We start from the raw sequence: 11427 nt of genomic DNA, 5'->3' as shown, positions 1-11427 counted from the left end.
CGCCCGAACGCGACACCGCCACCAGGTGGCCCTGGTTGTGGTGGACCGTCTTGAGGTTGTTGAACTTCAGCGCGCCGGTGGTGCGCACGGTGACGTTGTCCACGGCGGCGGCACGGGAAGCGGCGCCACCGATGTGGAACGTACGCATGGTGAGCTGGGTGCCGGGTTCGCCAATCGACTGCGCGGCAACCACGCCCACGGCTTCACCCATGTTGACCAGGTGGCCACGGGCAAGGTCGCGGCCGTAGCACAGCGCGCAAACGCCATGGGCGGCCTGGCAAGTGATCGGCGAGCGCACCTGGATCAGCTGCACGCCGGCACGGTCAAGCTTGTCGACCAGGGCTTCGTCGAGCAGCGTGTCGCGGGTGACGATGGGCTGGTCGTCGTCGCCGGGGGCGTAGACGTCTTCCACCACGACGCGACCGAGCACGCGCTCACGCAACGGCTCGACCACATCGCCGCCTTCGACGATCGGGGTCATGGTGACGCCGTTCTCGGTACCGCAATCGTGCGTGGTGATGACCACGTCCTGTGCAACGTCCACCAGGCGACGGGTGAGGTAGCCGGAGTTCGCCGTCTTCAACGCCGTATCCGCCAGGCCCTTACGGGCACCGTGGGTGGAGTTGAAGTACTGCAGCACGTTCAGGCCTTCGCGGAAGTTCGCCTTGATGGGCGTCTCGATGATCGAGCCATCGGGACGGGCCATCAGGCCGCGCATGCCGGCCAGCTGGCGAATCTGCGCCGCACTGCCTCGCGCGCCGGAGTCGGCCATGATGTACAGCGAGTTCATCGATTTCTGGTTGACCGTCTTGCCGTCGGCGTCGATCACCTTCTCGGTGCCGATGCCGTCGATCATGGCCTTGGCCACCAGTTCGTTGGTGCGCGACCAGATGTCGACCACCTTGTTGTAGCGCTCGCCGGCGGTGACCAGGCCCGACTGGTACTGCTCCTGGATTTCGACCACTTCCTTCTCGGCTTCTTCCAGGATGCCCTTCTTCTCGGCCGGGATCTTCATGTCGTCGATGCCGATGGAGATACCGGCACGCGTGGCGAAGCGGAAGCCCGTGTACATGAGCTTGTCGGCGAAGACGACGGTATCTTTCAGGCCAAGCAGGCGGTAGCTCTGGTTGATCAGGCGCGAGATGTTCTTCTTCGACAGCTCGGTGTTGACCAGGGCGAACGGCAGGCCGGTGGGGATGATCTCGGCCAGCAGCGCACGGCCCACGGTGGTATCGACCAGGCCGAAGGTTTCGCTGGACTTGCCCGTTTCATCCGTGGACACCTGGCGCAGGCGCACCCTGACCTTGGCGTGCAGCTCCACCGCACGGTTGTCATAGGCGCGGCGCACCTCGGCGATGTTCGCGAACACCATGCCGGCGCCCTTGGCATTCACCAACTCGCGCGACATGTAGTACAGGCCCAGGACGACGTCCTGGGTCGGCACGATGATCGGCTCGCCGTTGGCCGGCGACAGGATGTTGTTCGACGACATCATCAGGGCGCGGGCTTCCAGCTGCGCCTCGATCGAGAGCGGCACGTGCACGGCCATCTGGTCGCCGTCGAAGTCGGCGTTGAAGGCAGTACAGACCAGCGGATGCAGCTGGATCGCCTTGCCTTCGATCAGGGTCGGCTCGAACGCCTGGATGCCAAGGCGATGCAGGGTGGGTGCGCGGTTGAGCAGCACCGGATGCTCGCGGATGACGTCTTCCAGGATGTCCCACACCTGCCCTTCTTCACGCTCGACCAGCTTCTTGGCGGCCTTGATCGTGGTGGCTTCGCCACGGGCCTGCAGCTTGGCGAAAATGAAGGGCTTGAAGAGCTCAAGCGCCATCTTCTTCGGCAGGCCGCACTGGTGCAGCTTCAGGGTTGGACCGACCACGATGACCGAACGGCCCGAGTAGTCCACGCGCTTGCCGAGCAGGTTCTGGCGGAAGCGGCCCTGCTTGCCTTTGATCATGTCGGCCAGCGACTTCAGCGCGCGCTTGTTCGTGCCGGTGATGGCACGACCACGGCGGCCGTTGTCGAGCAGCGCATCGACCGATTCCTGCAGCATGCGCTTTTCGTTGCGCACGATGATGTCCGGCGCTGCCAGTTCCAGCAGGCGCTTGAGGCGGTTGTTTCGGTTGATCACGCGACGGTAGAGGTCGTTCAGATCCGACGTGGCGAAGCGGCCACCGTCCAGCGGCACCAGCGGACGGAGGTCCGGCGGCAGCACGGGAAGCACGGTAAGCACCATCCACTCAGGCTTGTTGCCCGACTCCAGGAACGCCTCGATCAGCTTCACGCGCTTGGTGAGGCGCTTGAGCTTGGTCTCGGAATTGGTGGAGGTGATTTCTTCCTTCAGGCGGATCACTTCGGCCGGAAGGTCGAGCGACTTCAGCAGCTCATACGCGGCCTCGGCACCCATGCGGGCATCGAACTCGTCGCCGTGCTCTTCGGTGGCTTCCAGGTACTGGTCTTCGGACAGCAGCTGGCCACGCTCCAGGGCGGTAAGGCCCGGATCGATCACCACGAACGCCTCGAAGTACAGGATGCGCTCGATGTCACGCAGCGTCATGTCCAGCATCAGGCCGATGCGCGAAGGCAGCGACTTGAGGAACCAGATGTGCGCGGTGGGGCTGGCCAGCTCGATGTGGCCCATGCGCTCGCGACGGACCTTGGCCAGGGTGACCTCGGTGCCGCACTTCTCGCAGACCACGCCACGGTGCTTCATGCGCTTGTACTTGCCGCACAGGCACTCGTAGTCCTTGACCGGACCAAAGATCGCGGCGCAGAACAGGCCGTCACGCTCGGGCTTGAACGTACGGTAGTTGATGGTTTCCGGCTTCTTCACTTCGCCGTACGACCACGAGCGGATCAGCTCCGGCGACGCCAACGCGATCTTGATCGCGTCGAAATCCGGCGTTGCACGCTGCTGGTTGAACAGATTCAGTAAGTCTTTCATGCGAAATCTCCGATGACCGCGCCGATCACTTGATCTCTTCCAGGTCGATGTCGATCGCAAGCGAGCGGATTTCCTTCACCAACACGTTGAAGGATTCCGGCATGCCCGCGGCCATCTCGTGGTTGCCGTCGACAATGTTCTTGTACATCTGGTTGCGGCCCTGGACGTCGTCCGACTTCACCGTGAGCATTTCCTGCAAGGTGTAAGCCGCGCCGTAGGCTTCCAGCGCCCACACTTCCATTTCGCCGAAGCGCTGGCCACCGAACTGCGCCTTGCCGCCCAGCGGCTGCTGGGTGACGAGCGAGTACGGGCCGGTGGAACGGGCGTGCATCTTGTCGTCGACCAGGTGGTTCAGCTTCAGCATGTGCATGTAGCCGACGGTGACCGGGCGATCGAATGCCTCGCCGGTGCGGCCGTCGAACAAGGTGGTCTGGCCCGACTCGGGCAAGTCCGCCAGCTTCAGCATGGCCTTGATCTCGGACTCGTCAGCACCGTCGAAGACCGGCGTCGCCATCGGCACGCCTGCCCTGAGGTTGGCCGCGAGGTCGAGGATCTCGGCGTCCTTGAGCGACTTCAGGTTGACCAGGCGCGTGGCACCCTCGGCACCGGCATCACCGTGGTTGTAGACCTGCTCGAGGAACTTGCGCACCTCGCCGGCCTTCTCGTTGGCTTCGAGCATGCGGGCGATCTTCTTGCCCAGGCCCTTGGCCGCCCAACCCAGGTGAACCTCGAGGATCTGCCCGATGTTCATACGCGAAGGCACGCCCAGCGGGTTCAGCACGATGTCCACCGGCGTACCGTCGGCGGAGAACGGCATGTCCTCGACGGGCACGATCATGGAGACCACGCCCTTGTTGCCGTGGCGGCCGGCCATCTTGTCGCCCGGCTGGATGCGGCGCTTCACGGCCAGGTACACCTTGACCATCTTCAGCACGCCCGGGGCGAGGTCGTCACCCTGGGTGATCTTGCCCTGCTTTTCCTTGAATCGCTTCTCGAAGTTTTCCTTGTGGCGCTTGACCTGGTCGGCCGCGCGCTCGAGGAACTCGGTGACTTCCTCGTCCTTGACGTTGACCTTGAACCAGTCGTCCTTCTTCAGCGTATCGAGGTAGGCGTTGTCGATCTCGGCGCCACGCTTGAGCCCACCGGGGCCCGAGTTGGCGACCTTGCCCAGCAGCTGCGTACGCATGCGGGCGTAGATCGCACCTTCCAGGATACGGAACTGGTCGTCGAGATCCTTGCGGATACGCTTGAGTTCGGTTTCCTCGATCTGCTTGGCGCGCTTGTCTTTCTCGATGCCGTCGCGAGTGAAGACCTGCACGTCGATGACGTTGCCGTCCATGCCAGGCGGCACGCGGAGCGACGAGTCCTTAACGTCGGAAGCCTTCTCGCCGAAGATCGCGCGCAGGAGCTTTTCTTCCGGCGTGAGCTGGCTTTCGCCCTTGGGCGTGACCTTGCCGACCAGGATGTCGCCGGCCTTCACTTCCGCACCGATGTACACGATGCCCGATTCATCCAGGCGGGCCAGCGCCTGCTCACCCACGTTCGGGATGTCGGCGGTGATTTCCTCCGAGCCCAGCTTGGTGTCACGGGCGATGCAGGTGAGCTCCTCGATATGGATCGAGGTGTAACGGTCTTCCTGCACCACGCGTTCGGAGATCAGGATCGAGTCTTCGAAGTTGTAGCCGTTCCACGGCATGAAGGCGACCAGCATGTTCTGGCCGAGCGCGAGCTCGCCAAGGTCGGTGGAGGAACCATCGGCCAGCGTGTCGCCCACGGCCACCACGTCACCGACGTTCACCAGCGGACGCTGGTTGAGGTTGGTGTTCTGGTTGGAGCGGGTGTACTTGGTGAGCGTGTAGATGTCGACGCCGGCGTCGTTGTCGCCGACTTCTTCCTCGTTCACGCGCACGACGATACGGGCGGCATCGACCTGGTCGATGACACCACCACGGCGGGCGGACACGGTGACACCCGAGTCACGCGCCACGGCGCGCTCGATACCGGTGCCGACCAGCGGTTTTTCGCTGCGCAGCGTCGGTACGGCCTGACGCTGCATGTTGGCGCCCATCAGGGCTCGGTTGGCGTCGTCGTGCTCCAGGAACGGAACGAGCGCTGCCGCCACCGACACCGTCTGCATGGGCGAGACGTCCATGTAGTTGATTTCGCTGGACGGACGAAGCTCGGACTCGCCGCGGAAACGGCAGGAGACAAAGTCTTCGAGGAACGCGCCTTCCTTGTCGAGCGGCGAGTTCGCCTGCGCGATCACGTGGTCGCCTTCCTCGATGGCCGAGAGGTAATCGACCTTGTCGGTGACCTTGCCGTTGGTGACCTTGCGATACGGGGTTTCCAGGAAGCCGTACGGGTTGGTGCGGGCATAGACGGCCAGCGAGTTGATCAGACCGATGTTCGGGCCTTCCGGCGTTTCGATGGTGCAGACGCGGCCGTAATGCGTGGGATGCACGTCGCGCACCTCGAAGCCGGCACGCTCACGGGTGAGGCCGCCCGGTCCAAGCGCCGAGACACGGCGCTTGTGGGTGACTTCCGACAGCGGGTTGTTCTGGTCCATGAACTGCGAAAGCTGCGACGAACCGAAGAACTCTTTCACCGCGGCCGCAACGGGCTTGGCGTTGATCAGTTCCTGCGGGGTCAGGCCCTCCGACTCGGCCAGCGACAGGCGCTCGCGCACGGCACGTTCCACGCGGACCAGGCCGATGCGGAAGGTGTTCTCGGCCATCTCGCCGACCGAACGCACGCGACGGTTGCCCAAGTGGTCGATGTCGTCGACGGTTCCGATACCGTTGCGGATCTCGATCAGTACCTTGAGCACGTCGAGGATGTCGGACGTGTCGCCCTGTTCCTTCACCAGGCGCTGGGATTCTTCTTCCTTGCGCTCGGAGAAGTACTTGTGGTCGTAGAGCACGCCCGGGCCGACGACGTCTTTCCGGCCGACGCGGCGGTTGAACTTCATGCGGCCCACACCCGACAGGTCGTAGCGGTCGAAGGTGAAGAACAGGTTGAAGAACAGGTTCTGCGCAGCATCCTTGGTGGGCGGCTCGCCCGGACGCATCATGCGGTAGATCTCAACCAGCGCCTCGAGCTGCGTGCGCGTGTTGTCGATGCGCAGCGTGTTCGAGATGTACGCGCCGCGATCGAGGTCGTTGACGTACAGCGTGGCGACCGTCTCGATGCCTGCCTTGCGGAAGGCTTCGAGGTTCTCGGCGGTGATCTCGTCGTTGGCCGAGGCGATGAGCTCGCCCGTGGCCTTGTCGACGATGTCGGTGGCCAGGATGCGGCCGACGGGGTAATCGTCGGGCACTTCCAGCTGGGCGATCTTCTCGCTGGCGAGCTGGCGCACGTGGCGCGCGGTGATGCGCTTGCCCGCTTCCACCAGCACCTTGCCATCGAGCATCAGGTCGAAGGTGAGGGTTTCACCGCGCAGGCGCTCGGCGACGAGGTCGAGCGTGATGCCGCCCTTCTTGCCCAGGTGGAACACGTTGTGCTCGAAGAAGATCCTCAGGATCTCTTCGTTGTTGTAACCCAGCGCGCGCAGCAGCACGGTGACCGGCAGCTTGCGGCGGCGGTCGATACGGGTGAACAGGGCATCCTTCGGGTCGAACTCGAAGTCGAGCCACGAACCACGGTAAGGAATGACGCGCGCTGAGAACAGCAGCTTGCCCGAGCTGTGCGTCTTGCCGCGGTCGTGGTCGAAGAACACGCCCGGGGAACGATGCAGCTGCGAGACGATGACGCGCTCGGTGCCGTTGATGATGAAGGTGCCGGTGTCGGTCATGAGCGGGATTTCGCCCATGTAGACCTCCTGCTCCTTGACGTATTTGACGGCCTTCTTCGAAGCCGGGCTGTCCTTGTCGTAGATGACAAGGCGCACGGTGGTGCGCAGGGGCGCACCGAAGGTCATGCCGCGGTTGCGGCACTCGCGTTCGTCGAACGCGGGTTCGCCGAGGCGGTATTCGACGTATTCAAGGGCAGCATTGCCCGAATAGCTGACGATCGGGAATACCGACTTGAGCGCGGCGTGCAGGCCGCGGTCATGACGCTGCTTGGGCGCGACCTCGTCCTGCAGGAACTCCTTGTAGGAGTCGGTCTGGATGGTCAGCAGGTTCGGCACCCCAAGTACGGGGGGACGCTTGCCGAAATCCTTGCGGATGCGCTTCTTCTCGGTAAACGAGTAGGTCATGGTGGGTACCGCCTCGGTTCGCTGTGACGCCGGTGGGTGGACACCGGCAAATGGTGAAATCGGACATCGGAGATCGGCAATAAGAAGGCCGTTGCGGCCCATTGGCGATGTCCCATGCCCGACAACATGGGGATGATTGATACGGGTACAACTTCACGGCGTTGACAACGGGCAAAGCCCGGGGGTTTTCACCCCCAGGCTCCGCTTGACGCTAAAGCGAACTGACGGCGCGCAAGGCGCCGGTTACTTCAGTTCGACAGTGGCGCCGACTTCTTCCAGGTCCTTCTTGAACTTGGCCGAATCTTCCTTCGAGACGCCTTCCTTCAGGACGCCACCGGCCTCGGTGAGGTCCTTGGCTTCCTTCAGGCCCAGGCCGGTGATGGCGCGGACAACCTTGATGACGTCGATCTTCTTCGCGCCGGCGCTGACCAGCACGACGTTGAACTCGGTCTGCTCTTCAGCGGCCGGGCCAGCGGCGGCGGCGGGGCCAGCGGCCACGGCAACCGGGGCGGCGGCGGACACGCCGAACTTCTCTTCAATGGACTTGACCAGTTCCATGACCTCAACGAGGGACATGGCGGCAATCTTTTCAACGATTTCTGCAGCGGACATGGGTTAACTCCTGGAATTTTCTAACTGGATATTTTTACGAATTGCCGTTGGCGAAGTGCCTTCAGGCCGCCTGCTTCTGGTCGCGGACCGCGCCGATCGCGCGGGCCATCTGCGACGCCGGCTCGGCCAGGACGCGCGCGAGCATGGTGGCGGGCTGAGCGAGCACACCGGCGAGCATCGCCAGTGCCTGTTCGCGGGTAGGCAGCGAGGCCAGCACGTCGACGTGGGTGCCAGGGTAAATCTGGCCACCGATCGCTACGAGCTTGGCTTTCAGCTTGTCGTTGCCTTTGGCGAATTCCTTGATCAGGCGGCCAGCGGCACCCGGGTCTTCCACCGAGAAGGCATACACCAGCGGACCGACGAGCTTGTCGGTCGCGGCGGCGTAATCCGTGCCTTCGACGGCACGGCGAACCAGGGTGTTCTTGGCTACTTTCAAGAACACGCCCGACTCGCGAGCCTTTTTGCGCAGCTCGGTGAGCTGTGCAACGGTGATACCCGCGTACTCGGCAGCAACCAGGGAATGTGCCGTGGCAGCCACGTTCGCCAGTTCGGCAACGACCTCTTTCTTTTGCGCAAGATTGAGCGCCATTGCTTTCTCCGAACCGGAATGCAATGCCATCCGGGCATTACGTTCCAAGCGTTAAACGAATCCATGCATCCTTGCCGGACCCGCCGGCATCTTTCGATGCCGCCTTGGTGGCCGTTCCAGGTAAACCTGTCCGGGCGACACCATCTGCGCAGGCCGTTGTTCCTTTCCAAGCGAACGTCAATTACAGGGGCAAGCCCCAACCTGCGGTCTTTGACGGCGGCCCCTTTCGGGACTGCCCTCAAATGGGCCGCAGCGCCGATACCGGCGCTGCGGCATGAAGCGAATTACTTGGCGGCGGAAGCCAGGCTGGACGGATCCACCGGCACGCCGACGCCCATCGTGCTGCTGAGTGCAACCTTCTGCACGTACTGGCCCTTGGCTGCGGCGGGCTTGGCCTTGAGCAGATCCGCGATCAGCGCGTTCAGGTTGTCGGCCAGCTGCGAGGCCTCGAACGTGGACTTGCCGATGGTGGCGTGGATGATGCCGCCCTTGTCGTTGCGGAACTTGACCTGGCCGGCCTTGGCGTTCTTCACGGCCGTGGCGACGTCGGCGGTGACCGAGCCATCCTTCGGGTTCGGCATCAGGCCACGGGGACCGAGCACCTGGCCGAGCTTGCCGACGACGCGCATGGCGTCGGGGGTGGCGATGACGCGGCCGTAGTTGAGGTCGCCCGCCTGCATCTTCTCGGCGAGGTCGTCCATGCCCACGGCGTCGGCGCCGGCGGCCAGGGCCGCTTCAGCCTTCTCGCCCGGCGGCACGAACACGGCCACGCGGACGGTCTTGCCGGTGCCGTGCGGCAGCAGCGAGGAACCGCGGACGCCCTGGTCGGACTTCTTCGCGTCGATGCCCAGGCGGACGGCGACGTCCACGGACTCGGCGAACTTGGCCTTGGCATTGTCCTTGACGATCTTCAGGGCTTCGTCGAGGGAGTAGTTCTTGCCCAGCTGGACGGCGGCCGTCGCGGCCTTCATGCGCTTGGTGATCTTTGCCATGTCTTAACCCTCCACTACCAGGCCCATGGAACGCGCGCTGCCGGCGATCGTGCGCACGGCGGCATCCAGGTCGGCGGCCGTGAGGTCGGCGTCCTTGTTCTTGGCGATTTCTTCGAGCTGGGCGCGGGTGACCTTGCCCACCTTGTCGGTGTTCGGCTTGGACGAACCCTTGGCGGTGCCGGTGAGCTTCTTCAGCCAGTACGTGGCCGGGGAAGTCTTCATGGCGAAGGTGAAGCTGCGATCGGAATAGGCGGTGATCACCACGGGGACCGGCGCGCCGGGCTCCATCTTCTGCGTGGCGGCATTGAAGGCCTTGCAGAATTCCATGATGTTCAGGCCGCGCTGGCCCAGGGCCGGACCCACGGGCGGCGACGGGTTGGCCTGGCCGGCCTTGACCTGCAGCTTGATGTAACCGGTGACTTTCTTTGCCATCTTTAGTTTCCTCGCGAGTGCAGGCGCCGATGAGGCTCCTCGCTTCTAAGCCATTCCTGGCAGGTTCGGGCCCGCGTCCATGGCGGAGCCCCTAAACACGGACACGCCGGGGCATGAGCCGCCAGCGTGAACCGGGCATTATAGGCATCCGGCGGCCTTAGTGCAAATCGCGTGCCGGATGCGTGGATCGCCGCCCTTGGCTGCGAAAAGTCAGGCCTTCTCGACCTGGCCGAATTCCAGTTCTACCGGGGTAGAACGACCGAAAATGAGCACGGCCACGCGCAGGCGGCTCTTTTCGTAGTTGACTTCCTCGACCACGCCATTGAAGTCGTTGAAGGGGCCTTCGGTGACACGGACCATTTCGCCCGGCTCGAACAGCACCTTGGGACGGGGCTTTTCCACGCCTTCGCGGACGCGGCTGAGGATGGCGTCGGCCTCGGAATCCTTGATGGGCAGCGGACGATCGGCGGTGCCGCCGATGAAGCCCATGACCTTCGGGGTTTCCTTCACCAGGTGCCAGCATTCGTCGTCGATCCGCGGGCCCTTGCCCTCGGTATCGGTTTCGATCTGCACCAGGACATAACCCGGGAAGAACTTGCGCTCGCTGCGGCGCTTCTGGCCGCCGCGCATTTCGATCACTTCTTCCGTGGGCACCAGGACTTCGCCGAAACGCTCTTCCATCGACTCGCGCTTGATGCGCTCGTCAAGGGCGCGCTTGACCTGGTGTTCGAAACCGGAATAGGCGTGAACAACGTACCAGCGGAGGCTCATGCCTTACCTCAATGTCCGAGTTTGAGCAGCCAGTCGAGCACGATCGCCTTAAACAACCAGTCGATCATGCCTACCAGCAGCGACAGGATGATCACCACGACGATGATCACACCAGTAGTCTTGAGCGTCTCTTCCTTCGTCGGCCAGACGACCTTGCGAAGTTCGAATTGCGACTCGGAAAGAAAATGACGGAGCCTGCGGCCCGGGCCGGTAAATGCCCCGATGGCGCCGGAAATGATGATCGCGGCGAGCACGCCGACCACGCGCGCCAGCTGCGGCGCCTGCCCGTAATAGTAGAACCCGACGATGCCGGCGACCAGCACGATGCCGGCAAGCACCAGCTTGGCGGCATCCGCGGCACCCATGCCCCGGGCTTGTTCGGCCTTGGTATTCATGCGCTTGGGCCGCCGAACCGCGCCTTGTTGGCCACGAATCGCCCGCCTTCATTCCTCGATATGGCACGCCAGGAGGGACTCGAACCCCCAACCTGCGGTTTTGGAGACCGCTGCTCTGCCAATTGAGCTACTGGCGTACGTCTATAAACCTTTAACGCGACGGCGAGCGATGCTGGCACCGCTCGCCGATCGACCTTTTCCAGCCCCGGGGACAGGCCCCGGGGCCGCATAGCTTACTTGAGAATCTTGGCAACCACACCCGCGCCGACGGTACGACCGCCCTCGCGGATGGCGAAACGCAGGCCGTCGTCCATGGCGATCGGGTGGATCAGCGTGACTACCATCTTCACGTTGTCGCCCGGCATCACCATTTCCACGCCCTCCGGCAGCTCGCAAGCGCCGGTGACGTCGGTGGTGCGGAAGTAGAACTGCGGGCGGTAACCCTTGAAGAACGGGGTATGACGGCCACCCTCGTCCTTCGACAGCACGTACACCTC

The 11427-nt window shown here is 63.6% G+C and carries 9 protein-coding genes and 1 tRNA gene; all 10 read right to left on the bottom strand.

Annotation, left to right across the window (positions count from 1 at the left end):
* The coding region (rpoC, locus tag VK519_RS16755) for a DNA-directed RNA polymerase subunit beta' (RefSeq protein WP_324351648.1) at window positions 1–2944 on the bottom strand (2944 nt) is incomplete at its 3' end.
* Between the two features lie 25 nt (window positions 2945–2969).
* A complete protein-coding gene (rpoB, locus tag VK519_RS16750) occupies window positions 2970–7139 on the bottom strand; it encodes a DNA-directed RNA polymerase subunit beta (protein WP_324351645.1) in 4170 nt (1389 codons plus the stop codon).
* Between the two features lie 243 nt (window positions 7140–7382).
* Entirely contained in the window at window positions 7383–7751 is a 369-nt protein-coding gene (gene rplL / locus VK519_RS16745; protein WP_324351643.1) for a 50S ribosomal protein L7/L12, read from the bottom strand.
* A 61-nt stretch (window positions 7752–7812) separates the two neighbouring features.
* On the bottom strand, window positions 7813–8340 hold the full coding sequence (gene rplJ, locus VK519_RS16740; RefSeq protein WP_284691513.1) for a 50S ribosomal protein L10: 528 nt from the start codon (window positions 8338–8340) through the stop codon (window positions 7813–7815).
* Window positions 8341–8624: 284 nt separating this feature from the next.
* Window positions 8625–9332, bottom strand: coding sequence for a 50S ribosomal protein L1 (rplA, locus tag VK519_RS16735; protein ID WP_324351639.1), 708 nt, complete (start codon window positions 9330–9332; stop codon window positions 8625–8627).
* 3 nt (window positions 9333–9335) lie between these two features.
* Window positions 9336–9764, bottom strand: a complete 429-nt coding sequence (rplK, locus tag VK519_RS16730; RefSeq protein ID WP_250625396.1) for a 50S ribosomal protein L11 — start codon at window positions 9762–9764, stop codon at window positions 9336–9338.
* A 210-nt stretch (window positions 9765–9974) separates the two neighbouring features.
* Entirely contained in the window at window positions 9975–10535 is a 561-nt protein-coding gene (nusG, locus tag VK519_RS16725) for a transcription termination/antitermination protein NusG (RefSeq protein ID WP_324351636.1), read from the bottom strand.
* 8 nt (window positions 10536–10543) lie between these two features.
* Complete coding sequence (gene secE, locus VK519_RS16720) at window positions 10544–10930, bottom strand: preprotein translocase subunit SecE (protein ID WP_324351634.1); 387 nt, start codon at window positions 10928–10930, stop codon at window positions 10544–10546.
* A 61-nt stretch (window positions 10931–10991) separates the two neighbouring features.
* Window positions 10992–11067 (bottom strand) — tRNA-Trp (locus VK519_RS16715).
* A 96-nt stretch (window positions 11068–11163) separates the two neighbouring features.
* Window positions 11164–11427: EF-Tu C-terminal domain-related protein (locus VK519_RS16710; RefSeq protein WP_324351632.1), on the bottom strand; the 264-nt coding region annotated here is incomplete at its 5' end.

Origin of the sequence: Pinirhizobacter sp. (assembly GCF_035317885.1) — a bacterium.
In the GTDB taxonomy this organism is placed as follows: domain Bacteria; phylum Pseudomonadota; class Gammaproteobacteria; order Xanthomonadales; family Rhodanobacteraceae; genus Pinirhizobacter.
Note: the sequence above shows the minus strand (reverse complement) of the source record. Positions and strands in the feature narration are given on the sequence as shown.

Excerpts from the sequence above, each read along its gene's own strand:
- rplJ (WP_284691513.1), bottom strand. The coding sequence starts at position 8,340 with ATGGCGCTCAATCTTGCGCAAAAGAAAGAGGTCGTTGCCGAACTGGCG.
- nusG (WP_324351636.1), bottom strand. The coding sequence starts at position 10,535 with ATGAGCCTCCGCTGGTACGTTGTTCACGCCTATTCCGGTTTCGAACAC.
- rpoB (WP_324351645.1), bottom strand. The coding sequence starts at position 7,139 with ATGACCTACTCGTTTACCGAGAAGAAGCGCATCCGCAAGGATTTCGGC.
- rplK (WP_250625396.1), bottom strand. The coding sequence starts at position 9,764 with ATGGCAAAGAAAGTCACCGGTTACATCAAGCTGCAGGTCAAGGCCGGC.
- rplL (WP_324351643.1), bottom strand. The coding sequence starts at position 7,751 with ATGTCCGCTGCAGAAATCGTTGAAAAGATTGCCGCCATGTCCCTCGTT.
- secE (WP_324351634.1), bottom strand. The coding sequence starts at position 10,930 with ATGAATACCAAGGCCGAACAAGCCCGGGGCATGGGTGCCGCGGATGCC.
- rplA (WP_324351639.1), bottom strand. The coding sequence starts at position 9,332 with ATGGCAAAGATCACCAAGCGCATGAAGGCCGCGACGGCCGCCGTCCAG.